General features: G+C 62.5%; 22 protein-coding genes and 1 pseudogene. 12 read left to right on the top strand and 11 right to left on the bottom strand.

Annotation, left to right across the window (positions count from 1 at the left end):
• Positions 1-371 precede the first annotated feature (371 nt).
• Entirely contained in the window at positions 372-872 is a 501-nt protein-coding gene (locus QCE79_RS08945) for a porin family protein (RefSeq protein ID WP_309843484.1), read from the top strand.
• A gap of 62 nt (positions 873-934) precedes the next feature.
• Here the strand turns inward: QCE79_RS08945 and QCE79_RS08940 are convergent, their stop codons facing one another.
• The 9 genes from QCE79_RS08940 to QCE79_RS08900 form a co-directional block, all read right to left on the bottom strand.
• A complete protein-coding gene (locus QCE79_RS08940) occupies positions 935-1693 on the bottom strand; it encodes a M48 family metallopeptidase (RefSeq protein ID WP_244825525.1) in 759 nt (252 codons plus the stop codon).
• A 160-nt stretch (positions 1694-1853) separates the two neighbouring features.
• Entirely contained in the window at positions 1854-2789 is a 936-nt protein-coding gene (gene mdcH, locus QCE79_RS08935) for a malonate decarboxylase subunit epsilon (RefSeq protein ID WP_309843482.1), read from the bottom strand.
• Positions 2786-3466: a malonate decarboxylase holo-ACP synthase gene (locus tag QCE79_RS08930; RefSeq protein WP_309843480.1), complete on the bottom strand. Its 681-nt coding sequence runs from the start codon at positions 3464-3466 to the stop codon at positions 2786-2788. Before QCE79_RS08930 ends, mdcH begins: the two co-directional genes overlap by 4 nt.
• Before the next feature lie 197 nt (positions 3467-3663).
• Positions 3664-4485, bottom strand: a complete 822-nt coding sequence (mdcE, locus tag QCE79_RS08925; protein ID WP_250465148.1) for a biotin-independent malonate decarboxylase subunit gamma — start codon at positions 4483-4485, stop codon at positions 3664-3666.
• Positions 4482-5327 (bottom strand): biotin-independent malonate decarboxylase subunit beta, encoded by an 846-nt coding sequence (locus QCE79_RS08920; RefSeq protein WP_309843476.1) that lies wholly within the window; start codon positions 5325-5327, stop codon positions 4482-4484. The genes mdcE and QCE79_RS08920 overlap by 4 nt, the downstream gene beginning before the upstream one ends.
• A complete protein-coding gene (locus tag QCE79_RS08915) occupies positions 5324-5623 on the bottom strand; it encodes a malonate decarboxylase subunit delta (RefSeq protein WP_244828068.1) in 300 nt (99 codons plus the stop codon). The genes QCE79_RS08920 and QCE79_RS08915 overlap by 4 nt, the downstream gene beginning before the upstream one ends.
• A gap of 31 nt (positions 5624-5654) precedes the next feature.
• Entirely contained in the window at positions 5655-6530 is an 876-nt protein-coding gene (locus tag QCE79_RS08910; RefSeq protein ID WP_309845267.1) for a triphosphoribosyl-dephospho-CoA synthase, read from the bottom strand.
• 200 nt (positions 6531-6730) lie between these two features.
• Complete coding sequence (mdcA, locus tag QCE79_RS08905) at positions 6731-8425, bottom strand: malonate decarboxylase subunit alpha (protein WP_250465146.1); 1695 nt, start codon at positions 8423-8425, stop codon at positions 6731-6733.
• On the bottom strand, positions 8422-9216 hold the full coding sequence (locus QCE79_RS08900) for a GntR family transcriptional regulator (RefSeq protein WP_244825517.1): 795 nt from the start codon (positions 9214-9216) through the stop codon (positions 8422-8424). Before QCE79_RS08900 ends, mdcA begins: the two co-directional genes overlap by 4 nt.
• 157 nt (positions 9217-9373) lie before the next feature.
• Here QCE79_RS08900 and QCE79_RS08895 point away from each other — a divergent pair, with 157 nt between their 5' ends.
• The 3 genes and pseudogenes from QCE79_RS08895 (at position 9374) to QCE79_RS08885 (ending at position 11828) form a co-directional block, all read left to right on the top strand.
• Positions 9374-10690, top strand: a complete 1317-nt coding sequence (locus QCE79_RS08895) for an MFS transporter (RefSeq protein ID WP_250509203.1) — start codon at positions 9374-9376, stop codon at positions 10688-10690.
• 200 nt (positions 10691-10890) lie between these two features.
• Positions 10891-11241 (top strand): hypothetical protein, encoded by a 351-nt coding sequence (locus QCE79_RS08890; RefSeq protein ID WP_370652022.1) that lies wholly within the window; start codon positions 10891-10893, stop codon positions 11239-11241.
• Between the two features lie 200 nt (positions 11242-11441).
• A pseudogene (locus tag QCE79_RS08885) lies at positions 11442-11828 on the top strand (hypothetical protein).
• A gap of 243 nt (positions 11829-12071) precedes the next feature.
• Here the strand turns inward: QCE79_RS08885 and fabI are convergent.
• On the bottom strand, positions 12072-12863 hold the full coding sequence (gene fabI / locus QCE79_RS08880) for an enoyl-ACP reductase FabI (RefSeq protein WP_244825511.1): 792 nt from the start codon (positions 12861-12863) through the stop codon (positions 12072-12074).
• Positions 12864-13099: 236 nt separating this feature from the next.
• Between fabI and QCE79_RS08875 the strand changes: the two genes are divergently transcribed.
• From QCE79_RS08875 to QCE79_RS08850, 6 genes are all read left to right on the top strand, one after another.
• Positions 13100-14923, top strand: a complete 1824-nt coding sequence (locus tag QCE79_RS08875) for an extracellular solute-binding protein (RefSeq protein ID WP_250492623.1) — start codon at positions 13100-13102, stop codon at positions 14921-14923.
• 14 nt (positions 14924-14937) lie between these two features.
• Positions 14938-15978 (top strand): microcin C ABC transporter permease YejB, encoded by a 1041-nt coding sequence (locus tag QCE79_RS08870; RefSeq protein WP_250465142.1) that lies wholly within the window; start codon positions 14938-14940, stop codon positions 15976-15978.
• Positions 15978-17090 (top strand): ABC transporter permease, encoded by a 1113-nt coding sequence (locus QCE79_RS08865; RefSeq protein WP_309843470.1) that lies wholly within the window; start codon positions 15978-15980, stop codon positions 17088-17090. Before QCE79_RS08870 ends, QCE79_RS08865 begins: the two co-directional genes overlap by 1 nt.
• An 8-nt stretch (positions 17091-17098) precedes the next feature.
• A complete protein-coding gene (locus tag QCE79_RS08860) occupies positions 17099-18697 on the top strand; it encodes a dipeptide ABC transporter ATP-binding protein (protein WP_309843468.1) in 1599 nt (532 codons plus the stop codon).
• 147 nt (positions 18698-18844) lie between these two features.
• Positions 18845-19519: a C40 family peptidase gene (locus tag QCE79_RS08855; RefSeq protein WP_309845263.1), complete on the top strand. Its 675-nt coding sequence runs from the start codon at positions 18845-18847 to the stop codon at positions 19517-19519.
• A 386-nt stretch (positions 19520-19905) separates the two neighbouring features.
• Positions 19906-21450 (top strand): 2-isopropylmalate synthase, encoded by a 1545-nt coding sequence (locus QCE79_RS08850; protein ID WP_244825503.1) that lies wholly within the window; start codon positions 19906-19908, stop codon positions 21448-21450.
• Positions 21451-21517: 67 nt separating this feature from the next.
• On the opposite strand, the gene QCE79_RS08845 is transcribed toward QCE79_RS08850, so the two are convergent.
• Positions 21518-22033 carry a hypothetical protein gene (locus tag QCE79_RS08845; protein ID WP_244825501.1) on the bottom strand — a complete coding sequence of 172 codons (516 nt, stop codon included), beginning with the start codon at positions 22031-22033 and terminating at the stop codon, positions 21518-21520.
• Positions 22034-22361: 328 nt separating this feature from the next.
• Between QCE79_RS08845 and QCE79_RS08840 the strand changes: the two genes are divergently transcribed.
• Together QCE79_RS08840 and rpsO are read left to right on the top strand one after the other, a co-directional pair.
• Positions 22362-23594: a branched-chain amino acid ABC transporter substrate-binding protein gene (locus tag QCE79_RS08840; RefSeq protein ID WP_309845260.1), complete on the top strand. Its 1233-nt coding sequence runs from the start codon at positions 22362-22364 to the stop codon at positions 23592-23594.
• A 174-nt stretch (positions 23595-23768) separates the two neighbouring features.
• The gene (gene rpsO / locus QCE79_RS08835; RefSeq protein WP_244825500.1) at positions 23769-24038 is read left to right on the top strand and encodes a 30S ribosomal protein S15; all 270 of its coding nucleotides are present in this window, start codon (positions 23769-23771) and stop codon (positions 24036-24038) included.
• Positions 24039-24371 lie beyond the last annotated feature (333 nt).

Below are 24371 nucleotides of genomic sequence, written 5' to 3'. Positions count from 1 at the left end.
GCTTGGAACGGCGGCGCTGATCGTCGTTTTGCTTTTGGGAAGTATCGCAATTTGGGACATTCTGCGCGGGAAGTAGGCGGCAAGTTCACTCATCCGCCGGTACTACCATCAATCGCCGCCACTTTCCCATGAGGCGTGCCGGTCTCATCGGCGTCATCGGCCAGGCAACACATGACGCATGTCACACCCTACGCCGCCGAGCCCAACCTTTAAGACAAGTCCGCTATCCGAGTTAACAATCGGAAACTAACCTTGCGCGTTGATTGTTTGGAAGCAGTCAATTGCAAGACAGCCTGCGCTGTCTCGATTATTTTCTTGCCTGAATTCGATTTGCGTGTTCTGGCGACGCCTTTCTCACGGTTGGCTCACTCATGGTAAGTATCAAAAAGGTAGCGGCGCCGCTTTTCGTCTCGCTGCTCGGTATCGCTAGCGCGCACGCTAGCGAATTCTCCGGCCCCTTCGTCGGCGCGAAGCTCGGCTTGAATTTCTCCGATGCAACCGGACACGATTTCGAGGAATCGACGCACACGACGTTCTTTCCGGGGCTGACGGCAGGCTATAACGTCGATGTCAACCAGTTCGTAGTCGGCGTCGAAGGATTCGCTGATCTTCATGCCGGTTCCACGACCAAGAAGGACGGCGGCATCGACGTAAAAGTCGGCATGCCTATCGACGGCAACATCATGCCCTACGCGCGCGTGGGCTTCACTGGCACCTGGCCGGACACGCGCTTGCACTATGGCGCGGGCGTCGAGTATAAGTTCGCGAAGCAATGGAGTGTCGCTGGCGAATACACGGCCGACACGGCGCACTGCGACGGCGGCCATCGTCGTAACGACAGTCTGACCGTCGGCGTGCATTACTACTTCTGATCGTCACGAATCGGAATGGAAAGCGCGAGCAACCGCTGCTCGCGCTTTTTTTTGCCCCGTCCTTACTTGCCCGACGCAATCCGATCCTGAATGTGCTTCGCGCGCGAAGGCGACGACGGGTGCGAATCCATCATGCTCGACTTGCCGCCGTCGATCGTCGCGAGCTTCTGGAACGCCGTCACGAGGCCGGCCGGGCTGTATCCCTTCTTTTTCTGCATGTCGAACGAGTAATCGTCGGCGGCGCTTTCTTGCGATTGCGAGAATTGCGCCTGGACGAACTTCTCGGACAAGTCGCCCAGTTGCGATGCCGACAGATTCGCCACCGCGCCGCCCGTCGATGCCGCCGCCGAGCGCACGGCCGAGGTCGCATAAGCGAGCTGCATCGCCTTCTTGGTGTGGCCGAGCGCCACGTGACCCATTTCGTGGCCCACCACGCCGCGCACTTCGTCGTCGTTCATTGCGTCCATGAGGCCGCTGTACACGCGCACGCAACCGTTGGCCATCGCCCAGGCGTTGACATCCTTCGTGACGTAGACCTTGTAGTTGACCGGCACGCCATTGATGTTGTCGCCCAGTTGCTTCGAGATGCGGTTCAGACGCTGCGTGTATTGACTCGACGCCGGCGCAATCTTGTTTTCCTTGTCCAGGTCCGCGCACGATTTGTCGGAGAGCGTGCGCACATCGGCGTCACTCAGCGTGAAGGCTTGCGATGCGAGCTGGCCAGACTGCAACAACGTGTCGGGATTAAGCGCGTTCATGCTGCTGCAGGAGATGAGCGCGCACAGAGCGGGCGCCGCGAGCGCCAAGCGGATGAATTTCATGTTTCGGTCTTCCTAGAATTGTTTTTGGGGCGTCCGTGACGCGATGCTTCGCGCACGGAGCGGCATCGTCGATGTCCGTCGAACAAAAAGCTAGCGGAACATTCCGATTTTGCTTACGGACGTTGACAATTCGCTGTCGGAAAAGTGCGGAAAAAGCGGATTAATCTGCGGCGCGCTGGTTTGCCGCGCGTACGCGAGCGGCGGTCGGATGAGTGGACGCGGCGTCCATGGATAGCGCCTGCGCATCGGGCAGGGCGTCGCTTGCGAGTTGCGTCAGCGTGTGGCCGGGCGGCATTTCGACGAAGACATTTACGCCGAGTTCGAACAGCGCGATGGTCGATTCGTGCCAGCGCACCGGATAGCGCAAGTTGGTCGCGAGGTCGTCGCGCACGGCATCGGCGCGACGCAGCACGCGTGCGCCGCGATTGCCGACATATGGAACGCGTGGTGCATCGAAGCGGACTTTCGCGGCAGCTTCGATCAATTGCGTGGCCGCGTCTTCGAGCAGCACGCAATGCGAAGGCACGCTCACCGCTAACCGTTCGGCCTTGCGCGCGCCGCGTTCGAGCGCGAGGCGGCTCACGGCTTCGAGCGCATCATCGCTGCCGGATACGACGATTTGACGCGGCGCGTTCAGATTACCGACATAGGCATCGGCGTGACCGTCGGCGATCACGCGTGCAATCTCTCGTTCGTTCAGGCCGAGCACCGCCAGCATGCCGTAGCCGTGCGGATACGCGTTCTGCATGAGCGTCGCGCGCAGGCGAACGAGGCGCAGGGCATCGTCGAACGCAACGGCGCCGCTCGCCACCGCCGCGCCATACGCGCCGACCGACAAACCCGCGACGGCTTCCGGCTCGATACCTTCGGCCGCAAGCCCACGCGCCGCCGCCACGCCTGCCGCCAGCAACGTGACTTGCACCGCGACGGTCGACTCAAGCGCGGTGGCGTCATCGAGTTGCAGGATGTTTTCGCCGAGGATGTCGGATGCTTCGGCGAGCGTCTGCCCGATGACCGGATGCGGTTGCTCGCCGCCCAGCCGATGCAAAAAGCCCGGCGTCTGCGCACCCTGTCCCGGAAAGAGATACGCGATCATACGGCTGCCCACGGATCGGCGACGAGTCGCGGCCCGTCGGCGTGACGCAGCATCACGCGTAGATTCGCGCGCGCGAATTCCGCGAGCGAGAAGGCGGCTTCCGGCGTTTCGATCTGCACGTCGATGCGCGTGCCGATCTCCCGCGCGGTTCGCGACAGTGTGTCGAGAAGCGCGGCGGCTGCATCGCGCGAAAGCGGCGAGGGCGCGCGAATCACGATGTCGAGATCGCTTTCGGGTGTGACCGTGGGTGTACCGCTCGCGAGTTCGAAGCCTGTGCTGCCGGCGGGGCCCCAGGCGAGTCCCGTTGCCTGGATCGAAGACGAGATTGCCCGCAGAAGCGCGAACGCGGGCAAGTGTGCGCGGTGCGAATCGGGCGTGCGTTCGAGCAAGGCTTCGGGAGACAACGCAGACGCGATCGATCGTGGATCGATCCACGCGCCGAAGCGCTCGCCGCGCGTCGAACCGCGTACGCCGATGGGAATTGCGTCGCCCAGGCGCGGCGCACGGCGGACGACGACGAAAGGTGAGCGCGCGAGCGAGGTGGCGACCCAGGACGGCACGTTGGGCGCGAGGAGAAGCGAGGCCGCGACATCCGCGCCGCCTCCGGCCGACGACGACAGCGTGTCGATCTTCAGCAGGTCATGTGGCCGCATCTCATACTGCCCTGCGTTCATCATTGTTCTCGTCGGTGACGCTCGCTGGGCACGCGCAGTCACGAATCGCGCGACCGTGTCGAACGATGCGCGGCAAACGGGCCGCACAAAGGCCTCTTGCATGTTGCGTCGAAGCGGAGCTCATCGTCGGTGACAGCTGCTTCATTGGTGCGTGACAAGCCATTCTCGATGCGCCAAGCCGCATGGAGCACCGCCCCGACTCAAGCTTCATCCCATTGCTCACGCATTCGCTTGCGCACCTCCACCGACGCAGCCCGCGTGCGCTTCGCATCGGCAGAACCAAGCCGGCTCGACAGATCACGCAAAGCACCGCGCGCATCGTTCACGGCCGCCGCAAGCGATGCCTTCACGCGCTCGATCTCGGCCGCCGAGGGCGCATCCGCATCGACGCCTTCGATCAGTTCATGCAGCAACCCGAGCTTTGCATAAGCGCTCATCTTGTACGACATCGGCAAGACGGTATCGCCGAGCGCATCCAGACTTTCCACGCTGCGCCGCGTGACGCGCGCGGCTGCTTCGCGACCCATTGCGTGCACGGCGGTGCCGGGTGAATCGAGCGCGACGATCCGGTTCGCCTGATAACCGTGCGCCAAATACGCGCCCGACATGGCCGGCCCGACGATCAACGCAATCACCGGATGACCCGCAAGACGCGCGCTCGCATAAGCATCGACGGCAGCGGCGCAGGCAAGATGCACGCCGAGCAGTTCCTCGCGCCTGCCATAAGCCTGACTTTTGACATCGACGACGGCGACGATCGGACGCTTCACGTCACGCTCGCGATCCGCGTCGATAACCTCGCGCACCGCGCGCGCCAACAGCCATCCCTGTTCGAGGCCGACGACGTTGTCGCGAGCGCGTGGAAAGCGGTTGTCCGGATCGGGCACGACGGCGAGAAAATGCGCGTGCTCGCCGTTCAAAAGCCCGCCACGCGCGCGAATCGGACCGGCTTGCGCGCCGGACGCAGGCGAAGTCAGCGCGTCGATCCAGCGTTCGCCGCGCGAGAGAGTTGTCGTGTTCATCGTGATGCTCCCCAGAGCGTGCGCAGCGTTTCGGGATCGATGGCGTCCGGGTTCACGCGCGCCAGACGCTCGATGAAACCGTCCACGTCCTCGGTGCGATGACGCGTTGGCACGCCGCGCGCGAACGCCGCCAGCACCGCGTCGCGTACTTGCGCGGTATCGTCTTCGACGAGCGCATCGACGAGGCCGACCGCCGCGCGTTCTTCTCCGCCAATCATCGACCAGATGAGGCGCCGGTCGCCCGAATCGAGCTCCTCGATGCCCGCTTCCTGTTCGATCACCTCCGGCCCGTTCATGCCAAGGCGCGCCTGCCGCGTCATCACGAGTTCGGTGCAGAGCGCCGCCGCGAGCGACATGCCGCCGAAGCAGCCGACCATGCCGCCGATCACGCCGACGACCGGCACGTGCCGCCGCAACGCGACGATCGCCGCCTGAATCTCGGCGATGGCCGCAAGCCCGAGGTTCGCCTCCTGCAGACGCACGCCGCCCGTTTCGAACAGTATGACGGGACGGATCGCGCGGCCCGCTTCGAACTCGCCGAGCGCCATTTCGAGCGCGGCCGCGATCTTCGCGCCCGAGACTTCGCCGATGCTGCCGCCCTGAAACGCGGGTTCGATCGCCGCGATCACGGCGGGTTCGCCATCGAGCATGCCGCGCGCGATCACCGCGCCGTCGTCGGACTGGCAGACGACGTTCTGCATGGCAAGCCACGGCGATTCGAGCCGGTCGAAGGGGCCGAGCAGTTCGCGAAAGGTGCCGGCATCGAGCAGGGCGCGGGCGCGTTCGCGCGCGGTCATCTCGATGAAGCTGTGACGCGCGAGAAAGGTGTCGTGAGCGTTCATGGCGTGCCCTCGCTGGCTTCGACGGCTTCATTCAGGCGCAGCATGACCACGCCGGGCGTCGCGCCGAAGTCGTTGAGTTCGAGTTTCGCGGCGCCGTCGTATCGCTGAAAAAAACGGTCGAGCACACTCTTCCAGACATGCTCGTAGCCGTCGACGCTCGTGCGGATCACCACTTCCGCATTCGCTGTCGCCGATGGCGAGAGCAGCACTTCGAGATCGCCCGAGCCGACCACGCCGACGTGCGCGCGACGCGGCACGGGACGGGTGGCGGGGTATTCGTATCGGATGTTTTCCATCATCGTTCCTCTTCGATGCGCGCGTTGCGAATCAATGCAAGCGCCTGAGACTGTCGAGAAAGAGCGTCGCCGCAAGCAAGTCGGCGGCGCCGCCAGGCGATGCATCGAGCGCGAGCAGTTCGCGGTCGAGTTCGTGAAGCGCTGTCTTGCCGCTCGCCGATGCAACGCCGCCTGCGTCGAGCACACGACGCGCGCCGTGTTGCGCGACTCGCAGCGCCGTCATGCCGCCGCGATGCAGGAGACAGGTATCGTCGAGCGACGCCATGATCGCGACGAGCGCTTCGAGGCGCGCGTCGTTTTCATCGAGATTGCGGCAACGGGCTGCACCGAGCGCGGGCATCCCAATTTCGAGCGCATGCGGAAAGCCATCGCACGCTTCGCCGCGCGCGCCTGCCACACGGTATCGCGCCGACACGCGCGCGCCGTGACTCGTTTGTGCCGACGCGGGCGCGTAACGATCCTTGAAGCGCGCGATGCGTGCCGCGCTTGCGCAGATCGCCGCGCTGTCGTCGGGCGCATGCATCGCCGCGCCGGCGCACAGCAAGCCGACGATCCAGATCGCACCGCGATGCGCGTTGCTGCCGGCGGTCGCGCGCATCATCGCAATCTCGCCTTCGCGGCCGATGCGTGCAAGCTGTTCGCGTAACGTCTGCGACGGTTCGAGATCGGCCGACGCGCGAGCGATGGCGACAAACGTGGGGTGCAACGCTTTTGCCGAGCGCAACATGATGTCGAGCGACAAATCGCGATGCGCGCCGCTGCCGCGCCGGTCCACCAATGCGGGTTTCGGTGTGAGACACGCTTCGTCGATGAGCGCGGCCACGGCGCGGGTCGCGATGGCATCGGGCGCGATCGGCTGCAAGTGGGCGAACCGAGTGGCTTCGCGCGACGCTAGCGCCGTTTGCATCGCATGGCCCATGCTCGGGCGGGCAGCGGCTCCGGTATTGGCGTGCGTTGCGACGGCACGCGAATTCGACGGGTTCGCATGCGTGGCGTCATCGAGCCGCGCCTCTGCGTTCCACGAACACACGCCAGCGGGAATGTCGGCAACCACGCAAAGGCTCGACGCTTTGTCTTCACGGTCAGACATACACGAACCCATCGCGCTCACCAGCTTCTGAAGCGCGCAGGCGGCGCATACAGACCGCCCGACCACGCCACCAGGTCGTCGATACTGCGTGCCGCGAGCAGCGAACGCTTCGCTTCGCCGCGCCGCACGCCGAGGTCTTCCGGCAACGCGACGATGCCGCGCCTTCTCAACTCCGCCGTCTTCTTCGCATCCGCGCGCATGCCGATGGGCGTGACGCCCGCCACGGCGGCAAGCGCGGCGCGGCGCTCATCGACGCCTTCGGCCGCATGCAGATACGCGATGCCTTCTTCCGTCACGACATGCGTGACATCGTCGCCGTAGATCATGACGGGTGCGATCGGCATGTTGCTTTTTTCACCGACGGCGATGGCATCCAATGCATCGACGATGGTCGGCTCGCCGCCTTTCTTGTACGTCTCGGCGGTCTGCACGACGAGCTTGTGACCACGCGCGATGGCCGGGTTCGGGCCGTCGTTTTTCAGCAGCTTGAGCCACGCCTCGCTCGAATGACGGCGGCCGCGTGGATCGTGGCCCATGTTGGGCGCGCCGCCGAAGCCCGCCAGCCGCCCGAGCGTGACGGTGGACGAGTTGGCGTCGGCGTCCATCTGCAGGGTCGAACCGATGAAGAGATCGACGCCGTATTGCCCTGCCAACTGGCAGAACACGCGGTTAGAACGCAGGCTGCCATCGCGGCCGGTGAAGAACACGTCCGGCCGCGCCGTGATGTAGTCCTCCATGCCGACCTCGCTGCCGAAGCAGTGCACGCTCTGCACCCAGCCGCTTTCGATCGCGGGGATCAAGGTCGGATGCGGATTGAGCGCCCAGTGCGTGCAGATCTTTCCCTTCAGCCCGAGCGATTCGCCATATGTCGGCAGCAGAAGTTCGATGGCCGCCGTATCGAAACCGATGCCGTGATTCAGCGACGTCACGCCGTAGCGGTCGTAGATGCCGCGAATGGTCATCATCGCCATGAGAATCTGCAACTCGCCGATATGCCGCGGATCGCGCGTGAAGAGCGGCTCGACGGCGAACGGGCGGTCTGCCTTCACGACGACATCGATCCACGAACCGGGGATATCGACGCGCGGCAGTTCATCGACGATCTCGTTGACCTGCGCGATCACGATGCCATGTCTGAACGCGGTGGCCTCGACGATGGTAGGCGTGTCTTCGGTGTTCGCGCCCGTGTAGAGATTGCCGTGCCGGTCTGCCTGCACCGCGCACACGAGCGCCACCTGCGGCGTGAGGTCGATGAACATGCGCGCATACAGTTCGATATACGTATAGATCGCGCCGATCTCGAGTTGTCCGTCTTCGAGCAGTTGCGCGACGCGCAGACTTTGCGGACCGGCGAACGCGAAATCGACCTTGCGCGCGATGCCCTGTTCGAACAGCGCGAGATGGTCCGGGCGGCTGATGCTCGAAATCAGCAGATGAACGTCGTGCACGCGTTCGGGATCGAGTCTGGCGAAGGCGCGCGAGAGGAAGTCGGCCTGTTTCTGGTTGTTGCCTTCGAGCGCCACGCGGTCGCCCGTGACGATCAGCGCGTGCAAGGCATCGACGATACGGTCGGTCGCGAGCACCGAGCCGTCGAGCCACGGTTCGATCAGCTTGAGGCGGCGCGCTTTTTCCTGCGCGCGCGTGTTCCACTGCCGGGTTTGCGGGCTCGTGTCGCGCGCGGGCGACGTGGCAGGCGTCGGGGACGAGTTCATCGATCCTCCTTCAAAGAGGTTGCAGAAGCCGTTGCGGGCGCGGCGCGCGGGCGGCGCTTCTTCTTGACATGGCTCGCCGCGGCAAGCGCTTGCGCATCGGCGAGAAAGCGGTGGATCAAATCGCCTGTCGCAAGCAGATGACGCGCGACGAGCGTTTGCGCCTGTTCGATATCGCGGGCGACGAGCGCGGCAAGAATCGCGCGATGCTCCGCATCCGACGAATCCTTGTGAATCGGCAAGCCGAGCTTCAGCCGCAAATAACGTTCGCCGCGCCGATGCATCTGGCCGATCAGCTCCATCAGACGCGGCCGGTCCGCGGGCGCGTAAAGGCTCATATGGAACTGCTCGTTGCGCACGACGTAGAGCGCCGGGTCCGGCTCGCTTTCCGCCGCTTCGAGCAGACGTTGCGATTCGGCGAGCGTTTGCGCCGTGTGATGTTCGAGCGCGATGCCGATCGCCAAGCTTTCGAGCGACGCGCGTATCTCGTAGATCTCGCGCGCCTCGTCGGCCGATTGCAGGCTGACGGCCGCGCCACGATTCGGCTCGATGGTCACCCAGCCTTCGCTTTCGAGCTGCCGGAACGCTTCGCGCACCGGAATCGCGCTCACCGAAAACTGCCGTGCGATGGCGTCCTGGCGCAGCGGTTCGCCCGGCAACAACGCACCTTCGACGATAGCCGTGCGCAACGCATCCGCGATGAAGCGCGACGTGCTCTGGCGCGGTTCGAACTGTGCGTGACGAAACGATGCAAGTGGCTGCGCTGCATCGGAAGTGGAGAGATCTGTCGGCATGGCTAGGTGTAAGTGCGGACTTGCCGCGTGTCGATGTTCAAATATTATATATAAAACGATGCGCGACTTCACAGAAGGTGCTTTCCCTAAGCTGGGAGCGGCTGACAAGAATCGAGAGCGCGCGTGTATCTATATTCCCCTTTCCGGAGACATGGCCATGCCAACCACGGTGGACCGAGAGTTACGCGCCTCGCGCCCGATCAAAACGCCGCTCAACCGCTCGCAGATCACCGGCTTCTGGGGTGCGTGGGCCGGCTGGACGCTCGACGGAATGGATTCTTTCATCTACGCGCTCGTGCTTGCGCCCGCGCTCACCGAACTGCTGCCGCGTTCAGGCTACGCGGCCACGCCCGCGAACGTCGGTCTTGCAGGCTCCATACTCTTCGCGCTCTTTCTGGTCGGATGGGGACTGTCGTTCATCTGGGGACCGCTCGCTGATCGCTTCGGGCGCACCAAGGTGCTCGCCGCGACCATTTTCACGTTCGCGATTTTCACGGGGCTGGCCGCGACATCGCATTCGGTTTGGGAGTTGGGCATTTATCGCTTCTTTGCGGGCGTCGGCATAGGCGGGGAGTGGGCGCTTGCCGGAACCTACGTCGCCGAGGCATGGCCGGAAGATCGTCGCAAGATGGGCGCGGGTTATCTGCAAACCGGGTATTACGCGGGCTTCTTTCTGGCGGCCGCGCTCAACTACACGATCGGCGCGGCATTCGGCTGGCGCGCGATGTTTCTAGTTGGACTGTTCCCGGTCGTCGTATCGATTCTCGTGCTTTTGCGCGTGAAGGAAACCGACAAGTGGCAGCGTGCCGAAGCGACGAGCGCGCCTGCCGTCAAGCAGCACGGTTCGTTGCGCACGATCTTCTCGCCGCAGTATCGCAAGCGCACGATCGTCGCGGCGGTGCTGCTGACCGTGGCGATCATCGGTCTGTGGGCGGGCGCGGTGTATGAACCGTCGGCAGTCATTCAGCTTGCGACGAAGGCCGGCATGAGCAAGCCCGAAGCCGCGCGCATGGCGTCGATCGCGACGGGCTTGCTGTCCATCGGCACGATCTTCGGCTGTCTCGCCTTGCCGCCGATGGCTGAGCGCATCGGCCGGCGCAAGACGCTCGCGGTGTATTTCGTCGGCATGGCGGCTTCCATTGCGCTGTCGTTCGGCTGGGCGTTCTATCTGCCGAACGGGCTCGTGCCGTTTATTGCGCTGCTCGTCGTGCTCGGCTTCTTCGGCGGCAACTTCGCGCTCTTCAGCCTGTGGCTGCCGGAACAGTTCGAAACGCGCGTCCGGGCGACGGCGTTCGCATTCTGCACGTCGGTGGGACGCTTCTTCGGCGCGATCGTGAACTTCGGCATTGGCGCGATGGTGCTGCATATGAAGACGCTCGGCGTGCCGATCGCGCTCACGGGTATCGCGTTTCTCATCGGCCTCGCGGTGATTCCGCTCGCGCCTGAAACGCGCGGACAGGAACTGCCCAATTAGTGCCCGTTGCACGGTCCCTGACGGCGGCTTTCACGAGCCGCCGTTTCTCATTGGCGCGCGGCGTGCATGATCCTTACTCTCCGTAATCATTTGCCTGGTAGGCATTGGTAATGGGACGTTACCAAGTGGCACACAAGCAAAGGCGTTCGTTCGATATAGTCCACTCAACACAACAAACATCCCATCGAGGTGGGCTTCACATGAACAAGGTATTGAGGACATCCGCGCTCGCAGGAGCGTTCGTCATCGGTGGTATGACGCTGTCCGGCGCGGCCATGGCGGGCGTTTCCGTCGGCATCAATCTCGGGGTGCCCGCACCCGTATATGTTGCGCCGGCGCCGGTCTATGCGCCTCCGCCTCCGCCCGTGGTCTATGCGCCGCCGCCTCCGCCGGTTTATGCGCAACCGGCTATCGTGATCGGATGGCATGGCGACCAGTACTGGGATGGCCATCGCTACTGGAACCGCGACGAGTGGAACCACGGTCACGGCGGTCACGGATACGGCGGCCGCGACTACGATCATCACGATCACGGTCATCACGACCATTGAGCGAACGTCGCGCTTAGAGAAAGCCACCCCGTCGAAGGGTGGCTTTTTATTTGTCGCCGCGCGGCAGCGTGTAACAAAAGGTAAGGTTTCTCCTGACGAGAGCCACGTCACGGGAAGAACTTACAAAGCTGAAATATTGCGCTGAAAGGCGTCCGTTATATTTTGTCGCAAGCCAATCAAAACAAAACGAGGACCACGCGATGAAAGTGAATGTCATGGGGCGAGTGCTGGGCGGCATGTTGATCGTGACCGCGTCAGCGATAAGTGGCACCGCGCACGCCGATGTACACGTAGGCGTGAACGTCGGCACCCCCGCGCCGGTGTACGTTGCACCCGCGCCTGTGTACGCGCCGCCTCCGCCGCCTGTGATTTATCAGCCGGCTCCGGTTTATGCGCGTCCGCCCGTGGTCATCGGCTGGTAAGGAAATCGATATTGGGATGGGCGCCGTTACTGGAACCGGAACGACTGGAACCGTTATCACGGCCACGGTTACGGGCATGGCTACAATCGCGGGCCGCAACACGGACACGGTAACGGGTACGGACACGGCAATGGTCATGGCAACGGACATGGTGGCAGGCATTGAACGCGCTGGTCCAGTGTGGCTGCCGAGTCGGCAGATATAGCGGGCCTTTAGACGACGCTACCAAAGGCGTTCTTCACAAAGCCAACGTTCCCGAAGGCGAGGTTCACGAAGATCACGCCCGCATGCATGGCGCTGTGTAAGCGGCTGTCACGACGCCAGCACTTGCAAAAACCCGAACACAAAAGCAAAAGGGCCGCTCTCGCAAGAGAGCAGCCCTCTGCACATGATCGAGCGCCGCAGGCGTTATTCGGTCACGCCCGCCATGCCGCCGACCACCGCATTGAATCCCGCATCGACGTGCACGATTTCCGCGCTCACGCCGGCCGCGAGATCCGACAGCAAGAACGCCGCCACGTTACCCACCTGTTCGATCGTCACGTTGCGCTTGAGCGGCGCGTTGTTTTCGACGAAATCGAGAATCTTGCCGAAGCCCTTGATGCCGCTGGCCGCGAGCGTCTTGATGGGACCGGCCGAGATGCCGTTCACGCGCACGCCGTTGTTGCCCATCGAAGCCGCGAGATAGCGCACGCTTGCTTCGAGCGATGCCTTGGCAAGACCCATCGTGTTGTAGTTGGGAATCGCGCGCTCGGCGCCGAGGTAGCTCAACGTGAGCAGCGACGAACTGTCCGACAGCATCGACTTGGCGGCCTTGGCGAGCGCCGGAAAGCTGTACGCCGAAATGTCGTGCGCGATACGGAAGTTTTCGCGCGTCATGCCGTCGAGGAAGTCGCCCGCGATCGCTTCACGCGGCGCGAAGCCGATGGAATGCACGAGACCGTCGAGCGAATCCCAGCGTTCCTTGAGCGACGCGAAGAGTGCGTCGATGTCGGCGTCGTTCGCGACATCGCACGGAAAGATCAGATCGCTTTCGAATTCGGTTGCGAATTCGGTGATGCGATCCTTGAAACGCTCGCCGACATAGGTGAACGCCAGCTCCGCGCCTTCGCGCTTGCAGGCCTGTGCGATGCCGTAGGCAATCGAACGGTTCGACAGCAAGCCCGTCAGCAGAATTCGTTTTCCAGCGAGAAAGCCCATGAATGCTCCTTTGAAGTCAATGTCGCGCACGTTGGCGAACGAGCCGCATCTGCCAGCGCCGCGTGAGCCTCAAGCGCGTGCGGCGCAATTGACCCACGGTCGCACGGCTTTTGATTTGGGTAGAATTCTCTCACATCGCAATGGCCTGCCCGACCCGAACGTCGATTGCGCGATACCCGGCGCCCAAGGAGCTTATGACGACTCGCACGACGATCCGCCCAACCCGCGCATGGCGCATGGCCATTGCGCTCGCGCTGGCCGGATCGATCGTCTCGGGCGCGAACCAGGCCGAGGCGGCGCACGCTTACGCACAGTACGGCGAGCCGAAATATCCGGCCGGCTTCAGTCACTTCGATTACGTCAATCCCGACGCGCCGCGCGACGGCACGCTCGTACTCGCCAATCCGAACCGCCTGACGAGCTTCGACAAATTCAATCCGTTCACCTTGCGCGGTAATCCCGCGCCGGGGCTCTCGCTGATGTTCGAAAGCCTGACCACCGGCAGTCTCGATGAAGTATCGACCGGTTATGGCTTGCTTGCCGACGACATCGCCGTCGCACCCGATGGCCTGTCCACCACGTTCCACATCAACCCGAAAGCGCATTTCTCGAATGGCGATCCCGTTACCGCCGAGGACGTCAAGTTCTCGTTCGAGACGCTGAAAAGCCCGCTCGCCGCGCCGCAGTTCTCCGTGTACTTCGGGCAGATCGCGCGCGCGGTCGTGGTGGACGCATCGACCATTCGCTTCGAATTCAAGACAGCGACGCGCGAGATGCCGTTGCTCGCGGGCGGCATTCCCGTGTTTTCGCGCAAATGGGGAGTGAAGCCCGACGGCACGCGTATTCCGTTCGATCAACTCGCGTTTCAGAAGCCGATCGGCAGCGGCGCGTATTTGATCGACCAATACGACAACGGCCGCACCATCTCGTACAAGCGCAACCCGAACTACTGGGGCGCGGCGTTGCCGGTGCGCGTGGGCTTGTTCAATTTCGCGCAGATTCACTACAAGCTGTATTCGGACCCGGTCGCGCGGCTCGAAGCCTTCAAGGCGGGCGAGTACGACGTGCTCGTCGAATACGTTGCGCGAAGCTGGGTGCGGCGCGATATCGGCAAGCGCTTCGACAGCGGCGAACTCATCAAGCGCGAATTCCCGCAGCATAACGGCACCGGCATGCAGGGCTTTTTCATGAACACGCGCCGGCCGCTCTTCAAGGACGTGCGCGTGCGTCAGGCGCTCGATCTCGCGCTCGACTTCGAGTGGCTCAACCGGCAACTGTTTTTCAATCAGTACAGGCGCATCGACAGCTTCTTCGTCAATACGGACTTGCAGGCGAAGGGCAAGCCGAGCGACGGCGAACTCGCCATTCTCGATCCGCTCAAAAAGGACCTCGAGGCGTCCGTGTTCGGCGAGATGCCGCGTCAGCCCGACACCGATCCGCCCGGATCGCTGCGCGCCAACCTCATCAAGGCGCGCGGATTGCTCGCCGAGGCGGGCTGGACGTATCGCGATGGCGCGCTGCGCAATGCGAAGGGCGAGCCCTTCGTGTTCGAGATTCTCGACGATACGGGCGGCGGCGCCTCCATGGAACCGGTCGCCGCCGCGTTCGGGCGCAATTTGCAAAAGCTCGGCATCACGATGAACTTTCGCACCGTCGACTACGCGCTGATCCAAAAACGGCTCGACGCGTTCGATTTCGACGTCACGAGCGTGCGCATGCCCGACGTGCAGATTCCCGGCACGGAGCAAGTCTCGCGCTTCGGCAGCAAGTCCGCCGACGAGCAAGGCTCCGACAATCTCGCCGGCGTGAAGTCGAAGGCGGTCGACGCGATTCTGCAAAAAGTGGTGGGCGCGCAGACGCGCGAACAACTCGTCGATGCCACTCACGCGCTCGATCGCGTGCTGATGAATGGCTATTACGTGGTGCCGCATTGGTATTCGGCGACGCATCGGGTGGCGTATCGCAATACGCTTCAGTACCCCGCGACCTTGCCGCTCTACTACACGGCGGAAGAGTGGGTAGTGTCGGCGTGGTGGGCGAAAGCCGCCGCGTCGAAATAACAGGACCGCGCGCCATGTGGAGCTACATACTCAAACGCATTCTGTTGATGATCCCGACGCTCATCGGCGTGCTCACGCTGACCTTCGTCGTGATTCAGTTCGTGCCGGGCGGGCCTGTCGAGCAGGCGGTGCACGATCTGCGGCGCGGCAACGCGGAAGGCGGCGGCGGCTTCGGGCTGCGCACGCATACTGGCGTGGATGCCCAGCAGGTCGCGCAACTCAAGGCGCTCTACGGCTTCGACAAGCCGCCTTTGCAGCGTTACTGGCTGATGCTCGGCAAGTTCGCGCGCTTCGATCTCGGCGACAGTTACTTCCGGCATCAAAGCGTCTGGTCGCTGATCGTGTCGAAACTGCCGGTGTCGATCAGCATCGGCGTATGGACGTTTTTCATCACTTATCTGATATCGGTGCCGCTCGGGATAGCGAAGGCGGTGAGAAACGGCTCGCGCTTCGACGTGGCGACGAGTCTCATCGTGCTGATCGGTTTCGCGATTCCCGGCTTCGTGCTCGGCGTGCTGCTGCTCGTGCTGTTCGGCGGCGGCTCGTTCTGGCAGCTTTTCCCGTTGCGCAATCTCACTTCGGATAACTGGGCCACGCTCTCGCTCGGCGGCAAGATCGTCGATTATCTTTGGCACATCACCTTGCCGGTGGTGGCGTCGGTGGTCGGCAGCTTCGCCATCGTCACCATGCTGACCAAGAACGCGTTTCTCGACGAAATCCGCAAGCAATACGTGCTCACCGCGCGCGCGAAGGGCCTTTCCGAAAGACGCGTGCTCTGGAAGCACGTGTTCCGCAATGCGCTCCTGCCGCTGATCGTCGGCTTTCCCGCAGCGTTTATCGGCGCATTCTTCACGGGCAGTCTGCTGATCGAAACGCTGTTCTCGCTCGACGGACTCGGACTGCTCTCGTACGAATCCGTGGTGCGGCGCGACTATCCCGTCGTGCTAGGCACGCTCTATCTCTTCACGCTGATCGGGCTTGCGACCAAGCTCATCTCCGATCTCTGCTACGTCTGGGTCGATCCGCGCATTCAATTCGAGCAACTGGAGCGCTGATGAACCGAGCCGCTTCTTCACGATCCTCACGCGGCGCCGCCGATGCGCAGCCCTTGCGCGAGCCGGTTTCGCCATCGCCTTCGCGGCGGGTGTGGATGCGTTTCAGGCAGCACAAGCTCGGCTACTGGAGTCTGATCGTGTTTGTCGTGGCGTTCGCGATCAGCCTGGCCGGCCCGCTTTGGTCGAACGTCAAGCCGCTCGTCGTGCGCTACCAGGGACACTTGTATTTTCCGATCGTGCAGACCTACGCGGAAACGACGTTCGGCGGCGACTATCCGACGCCCGCCGATTATCTCGACCCGTTCGTGCGCGACCGCTTCAGCGCGCCGGGCAATTTCGCGGTTTATCCGCCGAATCACTATTACTACGACACGCTCAATTACTTCTCGAAGGGCTCGAATCCCGCGCCGCCGTCGCGCGAGAACTGGCTCGGCACCGACGACCGCGGGCGCGATGTGTTCGCACGGCTCGTCTACGGCTTTCGCGTATCGGTGCTGTTCGCGCTCGTGCTGACGGCCATCGGCACGGTGCTCGGCGTGGTGGCGGGCGCGGTGCAGGGCTACTTCGGCGGCCGGACAGACATCGCCGGGCAACGGCTGATCGAAATCTGGAGTGCGTTGCCGGAGCTTTATCTGCTGATCATCTTCGCGTCGATCTTCGAGCCGAGCCTCGTCTTGCTGGTCATCCTGCTGTCGCTGTTCGGCTGGATCGGGCTCTCGGACTACGTGCGCGCGGAGTTTCTGCGCAACCGCACGCAAGACTACGTACGCGCCGCGCGCGCGATGGGTTTGTCCAACTGGCAGATCATCTGGCGGCATGTGCTGCCCAATAGCCTGACGCCCGTCATCACATTTCTGCCATTTCGCATGAGCGGAGCGATTCTCGCGCTCACGAGTCTCGATTTTCTCGGCTTGGGCGTGCCGTCGCCGACGCCGTCGCTTGGTGAATTGCTCGCGCAAGGCAAGGCCAATCTCGACGCGTGGTGGATTTCGCTGTCCACCTTCGGCGTGCTGGTAGCGACCCTGTTGCTTCTGACTTTCATGGGCGACGCCTTGCGCAACGCGCTCGACACGCGGATTGCGGATGCGGTGAAGGCCGGAGGCGCGAAGTGAGCGCGAGCATGAGCGAACCGTTATTGGCGATCGACGACCTGCGCGTGCGTTTCGGCGATACCGTCGCGGTCGACGGCGTGAGCCTTGACATTCGCGCGGGCGAACGCGTGGCGCTCGTCGGCGAATCGGGATCGGGCAAGAGCGTGACGGCACTGGCAATCCTGCGCCTCGTGCGCGATGCCGAACTCAGCGGCACCATTCGCTTCAACGGCGAGGAGTTGCTGTCGAAGAGCGAGCACGCGATGCGCGGCCTGCGCGGCTCCGACATCGCGATGATCTTCCAGGAGCCGATGACCGCGCTCAATCCGCTCTACACGGTCGGCGACCAGATCGGCGAGACCATTCAGTTGCACGACGGCGCGACGCCGCGCGAGGCGCGTCAGCGTGCCATCGCGTTGCTGGCGCGTACCGGCATCACCGAGCCCGAGCGGCGTGTGGACAGCTACCCGCATCAGTTGTCGGGCGGGCAGCGTCAGCGCGTGATGATCGCGATGGCGCTCGCGTGCCGGCCGCGCCTTCTGCTCGCGGATGAGCCGACCACCGCGCTCGACGTGACCATCCGCGCGCAGATCGTCGATCTCCTGCTGGAACTGCAGCGTGACGAAGCCGAGAAGCGCGGCATGGCCGTGCTGCTGATCACCCACGATCTGAATCTCGTGCGGCGCTTCGCCGAGCGCGTCGCGGTGATGGAGAAGGGTCTTCTGGTGGAAAGCGGGCCGGTGGAGCACATTTTCACCTCGCCGCAGCACCCGTACACGCAGCGATTGCTCGAAAGCAAACCGAAGCGCCACGTTCTGCCCGTGCTGCCCATCGCGCCGGTCTTGCTCGATGCCAAAAACCTCTCGGTCGACTATGCGACGAAACTGCCAGGCATCAACGGCTGGTTCAGGCGCGGCCGCTTCAAAGCCGTCGACGACGTGAGCGTTTCCGTGCGGCAAGGCGAGACGCTTGGCATCGTCGGGGAATCGGGATCGGGCAAATCCACGCTGGCCATGGCGTTGCTCGGCTTGCAGCGCGTATCGAACGGCGCGGTGCAGTTCCAGGGGCGCGCGCTCGGCGATTTTCGCGGACGCGAAAAAACTGTGCTGCGGTCGAATCTGCAAGTGGTGTTTCAGGACCCGTTCAGCTCGCTTTCGCCTCGTCAGACGGTGGAACGAATCGTCGGGGAGGGGCTTGCGTTGCATCGGCCGGAACTGAAGGCGCCGGCGCGGCGCGACAAGGTCATTGCCGTGCTGCGTGAGGTGGGGATGGATCGGACGGCGCTTACGCGTTATCCGCACGAGTTTTCCGGCGGACAACGGCAACGCATCGCAATTGCGCGGGCATTGGTGCTCGAACCCAGCATTCTGATTCTCGACGAACCGACGAGTGCACTAGACGTTTCTATCCAGCAGCAAGTTCTGACGCTGCTCGCCGATATTCAGAAGAAGCACAATCTCGGTTATGTTTTCATTAGCCACGACCTCGAAGTGATCGGCGCAATGGCGCATCGCGTGGCCGTGATGAGAAACGGAATTGTCGTGGAAGCGGGAGAAGTAGAGAAGATTTTTTCGAACCCTTCAGAGGAATACACACGAAAGCTACTGAGGGCAGCGCTGGAATCCTAAAAATCTTTCTTTTTCATCAATTGGGTGCTCGTCTCAATTGTATTTTCCTATTTCTTTTGACAGTTAAATAATTTGTGGCTAGTATCCTTCCAAACTTTCTCGTATCTCCCTGATTTTTCAGTCTTTAATTGTAAAACCTACCGACCGATGCAGCCATTGACATTGACTCAGACATGCGCGCGGGCAGCCGCAGGCATGTTGATCGGCCTTCTGATGACAACAACTTCCGGCGCGTTCGCCGACGAAGTCAGCAGTAATAGCCAAAGTAGCCAAGTTGCCAGCAACGGCAACGCTTCGAACTCCTCCAAGATCAGCCCAGTCGCCGCCACGGCAGACACCGCCAGCGCTCCTGGCGGCGCACGCTCGTTTCTTTCTGGCGTTGCCAGCAAGGCGGGCGATGTGGTCGTCGGCGCACTCAATATGATTGGCGTGCGTTATCGCTGGGGTGGCAATACACCGGATTCCGGCCTCGATTGCAGCGGCTTCGTGCGATACGTCTTTCAGGACACGCTCGGCATGACCTTGCCGCGCCGCGCCGAGGAAATGAGCCGTGTCGGCGAGAAGGTCCGCGTGTCGGATCTCAAGCCAGGCGATCTCGTGTTCTTCAACACCATGCGCCGTTCGTTTTCGCATGTCGGCATCTATATTGGCGACAACAAGTTCGTGCATTCGCCGTCCACCGGCAGCACGATCCGCGTTGACGACATGGAAAGCGGTTACTGGGAGCAGCGCTTCCAGGGCGCGCGCCGCATCGACAACGTGCAGTTCACCGACGGTAGCGAATTGCGTCAGCGCGTGAGCGCGAGTATCGGCGGTTACTAAGCCGTAAGTTGTAAGCCGTCTGAATCTACGAAAGCCTGCTTCCCAACGGAATGCAGGCTTTTTGTTTTCCTACGCGCTGTTTTGCATGACAAGCGGCAGGTAAAAGTCAATCGGTTCGATCGGAAAGCCCGATTGCACGCGTTCCTAAAAGCCGTTATAGTTTTCGAATGAACTTTGTCTCGTTCTCCCTCTCGCTTTATTCGGCTGGTGCGTCGCTACGCGCACTATCGCTACGAGCGCGTCTACCGCGCTGATTCTTCTCGCCTCCCGTCTGCTCGTTCAAGGTTTTCGACGCCAGCGGTGGCGCGAACACCCGAATTCCCTTTTGTCTTTCGCTTCAACGCGATAATTCCAACAGTCGATAATTCTCCCCACTGGAGTCCAACATGGCAGCAGACAAGTTGATCATCTTCGATACGACCTTGCGCGATGGCGAGCAGTCCCCCGGCGCGTCCATGACGAAGGAAGAAAAAATCCGTATCGCGCGGCAACTGGAGCGCATGAAGGTCGATGTGATCGAAGCGGGCTTCGCGGCCAGCTCGAACGGAGACTTCGACGCCATCCACACGATCGCCTCGATGATCAAGGACAGCACGGTCTGCTCGCTTGCCCGCGCGAACGACAAGGACATCCAGCGCGCCGCCGACGCCTTGAAACCCGCGAGCCAGTTTCGCATCCATACGTTCATCGCGACGTCCGCGCTGCATATGGAAAAGAAGCTGCGCATGACGCCGGAACAGGTGTACGAGCAGTCGCGTCTTGCGGTGCGTTTTGCGCGCAAGTTCACGGACGACGTCGAGTTCTCGCCGGAAGACGGCAGCCGTTCTGACATCGACTTTCTTTGCCGCGTGCTCGAAGCGGTGATCGACGAAGGCGCGCGTACCATCAATATCGCGGATACGGTCGGTTACGGCGTGCCCGAGCTGTACGGCAATCTCGTGAAGACGCTGCGCGAGCGCATCCCGAATTCGGACAAGGCGGTCTTCTCCGTGCATTGTCACGATGACCTCGGCATGGCCGTCGCCAATTCGCTGGCGGGCGTGCAGATCGGCGGCGCGCGTCAGGTCGAGTGCACGATGAACGGACTCGGCGAACGCGCGGGCAATACGTCGCTCGAAGAAATCGTGATGGCGATCAAGACGCGCAAGGACTACTTCGGGCTCGACGTCGGCATCGATACGACGCAGATCGTGCCCACGTCGAAGCTCGTTTCGCAGATCACCGGCTTCGTCGTGCAGCCGAACAAGGCAGTGGTCGGCGCAAACGCGTTTGCACACGCGTCGGGCATCCACCAGGACGGCGTCCTGAAGGCGCGCGACACGTACGAAATCATGCGCGCGGAAGACGTGGGCTGGGCGGCGAACAAGATCGTGCTCGGCAAGTTGTCAGGCCGTAACGCGTTCAAGCAGCGTCTGGAAGAACTCGGCGTGCAACTCGAATCCGAGGCCGACGTGAACGCCGCGTTCGCGCGCTTCAAGGAACTGGCCGACCGCAAGGCCGAAATTTTCGACGAAGACATCATGCAGATCGTTTCGGAGGAATCGGCGGAAGCGCAGGCGAAGGAACACTTCCGCTTCGTGTCGATGAAGCAGCATTCGGAGACCGGCGAGCAACCGCAAGCACAAGTGGTGTTCGCGGTCGAAGGCGCGGAAGTGACGGGCGAAGCGCGCGGCAACGGTCCGGTCGATGCGACGTTGCACGCGATCGAATCGAAGGTGGATAGCGGCGCGGAACTGGTGCTGTATTCGGTCAATGCAATCACGACCGGCACGCAGGCACAGGGCGAAGTCACGGTGCGTCTTTCGAAGAGCGGGCGGATCGTGAATGGCGTGGGCACGGACCCGGACATCATCGCGGCGTCGGCGAAGGCTTATATCGCCGCGTTGAACAAGCTGCATTCGAAGGTCGAAAAGCTCAACCCGCAGCTTTGATCGCGGCTTGATGTAGCTCGAAACCAAAGGCCTCGCGATTAGCGAGGCCTCCGTCATTTTGAATACTTCAAAAGGCGTTGCGGCGGTCGGGATCGTGCAGCGGGTCTGGCGTTTTTTGCGTGAGACGCACGATGCCTTGTTCATCGAAATAGAAGTTGTACATCATGTACCAGACGTTCGCCTCCATATAGCGATACGTCCAGACTTCGCGCTTCATCAGCGGGAAGTACGACGTCTCCACCGGACGGCCGAAATTCACGAGCACGTCCGTCTTGGTCCACGTGCCGATCTGCGCCTTGTAGAACTCGTTCTCGTCGAGCACTTGCCGCACGCTGACGATCTTGCCGGAGGCATCGACATCGGCGGCGGTCGTGACTTCACCGAGCGGTTGAGTCGGCCACATCAGGCGCTTGCCGCCGTTGGGCAAATCGTAGACTTCGCGTGGCGGGCCCAAGCGCGCGGTGAGCGTGGATGAATCCGCGCCCGTCTGAAAGTTTTGCCAGGGCTGCGCGCAAGCCGTGAGCATGAGCGCGGCACCCACGCAAGCGAGCGTGCCGCGCAGCCGGTTGAAAGAGTTCAGCATGAAGGCCTCCACATATTCTTGTGTCGCGACAGTGTTAACGTTCTTGGCGCCTCGAGGATTCCAGCGCGCCGCGCGTTGTCGCATTCATCGTTTTGACGATCGTCGCCAAAGCCTGGATCGTTCGCGTTCGATTTTGACACGCCATCGGGACAAAAGCGCGATGCCTCTCATCGACGCGAAGAGGGCGCTCGCGGAATCGCCGCACTTGCACCGCGAGCCATAGCCGTCCTATGATCCGCCCTTTCTTCGACTGGAAGGGCTGACGGTGAGCGAATCCGCAAGCAAACGAGCCGCGCGATGGCTGCAACGGGCCGCGCTGGCCTGCGCGATGTCGTCTTTCATGGCGCACGTAAGCGCCGCTGACTTGCCGCCCATCGAGCTCGCGATGATCGAGGGCATGTCCGGACCTTTCGCCAACGCAGGCGCGGCGGTCGAGCGCAACTTGCGCTTCGGCGTGGAGCGCGTGAATGCGAAGGGCGGCGTGAAGCTCGCCGACGGCATGCACCCGCTGCGACTCGTCGTGCTCGATGGCAAAGGCAGCAGCGAGGCGAGCCTCGTACAGTTGCGCGCGGCGATCGACGACAGGATAGGCTTCGTCATGCAGGGCAACAGTTCGGCGGTGGCGGCCGCGCTGGTGACGGCCATCGACAAGCAGAACCGGCGCGAGCCCGAGCATCGCGTGGTGTTCCTCAACTACTCCGCCGACGATCCCGCCCTGACCAACGCCGCGTGTAGTTTCTGGCATTTTCGCTTCGATGCCCACGCCGGCATGCGCATGGACGCGCTCGCGGACGCGCTGAAGAACGATCGCGCGGTCAAAAAGGTCTATCTGCTGAATCAGGATTACAGCTTCGGCCACGACGTCAGCCGCGAAGCGCAGCGTGCGCTCAAAGAACGCAGGCCGGATATCGCGATTGCGGGCGACGAGTTTCATCCGATCGGCCGCGTGAAGGATTTCGCGCCGTATATCGCGAAGATTCGCGCGAGCGGGGCCGACGCGGTCATCACCGGAAATTGGGGCAACGATCTCACGCTGCTCGTCAAGGCGGCGCGCGAGCAGGGGCTCGACACGAAGTTCTACACGTTCTACGGCAACAGTCTCGGCGCCCCGGCCGCGCTGGGTGACGCCGGCGTAAAGCGCGTGATCGCGGTCGCCGACTGGCATCCGAATGCGGGCGGCGCGTTATCGGACGCGTATTACCGCGATTTCCGCGCGCGCTATCCGGCGGCATCGGACGATTACCTCGTGCTGCGCATGCCGCTGATGATCGAGATGCTCGCCGCCGCGATGACGCGCGTCGGCAGCGCGGACCCTTACGCCGTGGCCCGCGCGCTCGAAGGCATGAAGTTCGATGGCGAAGGATTCCACGCATCGACCATGCGCGCGGAAGATCATCAATTGATCCAGCCCCTGTATGTCATGGAGATGGACAAGGCGGGCACGGCGGGCATCCGGTTCGATAACGAAGGCTCGGACTATGGCTTTCGGACGCTGCTTGCGGTGCCGGCGGAAAAGACCGTCCAGCCGTCGACATGCCAGATGGCGCGTCCGGCGCGCTAGTTGCCCGTCTTTCGGACTTCGCCCTATGCTATACTCTGCGCTTCGCTTTTTTGACTCGGTCCGGCTGTCGAAAACAGTCTGAAACCAAGAGTCTGGAAGAAGCGAATTTATCGTGAACAAACCACGGCACGGCCTTTCTTCCGTGACCGCCTGTCTGTTTTAAAGGAAAAGCAAATGTCCGCAGCAGAAATCAAGAAGTCCGACGTCGTCGCCGAATACGCGCGCGGCGCCAACGACACTGGCTCCCCCGAAGTGCAAGTCGCACTGCTCACGAGCCGCATCAACGAACTGACCGTCCACTTCAAGGCCCACACGAAGGACCACCACAGCCGCCGCGGTCTGCTGCGCATGGTGAGCCGTCGCCGCAAGCTGCTCGACTACCTGAAGGGCAAGGACGCGGACCGTTACCGCTCGCTGATCGAAAAACTGGGTCTGCGTAAGTAATTGCGCCCAAACGTGGCTTTGCGGCCAGCGTTCTAACGAAGTGCCTGTGTCAGTTCGCTGATACGGGCATTTTGTTTTTGCGCGATCCGCTCGCCTGATCATTTGCCCGGTCAGCGCTCGGTCGATCTCTCATCATTGGGTTCGTCGAATGCTGATAATCGGCAAGTAGTTCACATGCTTTACCCCGGATGCTTCATCCGGACAGACACTCGGTGCAGCCTCGCGGCGGAGCTTTGTGTCATTCCAGCGCGGTACGAACACTCAATGCGCGCGGCGCGCTGGAATGGCATAACACACCTCTCAAGCGCGGCTCGGTACCGCCTAGCCAGCGCC

This window comes from Caballeronia sp. LZ003, from assembly GCF_031451465.1.
GTDB lineage: Bacteria > Pseudomonadota > Gammaproteobacteria > Burkholderiales > Burkholderiaceae > Caballeronia.
Note: the sequence above shows the minus strand (reverse complement) of the source record. Positions and strands in the feature narration are given on the sequence as shown.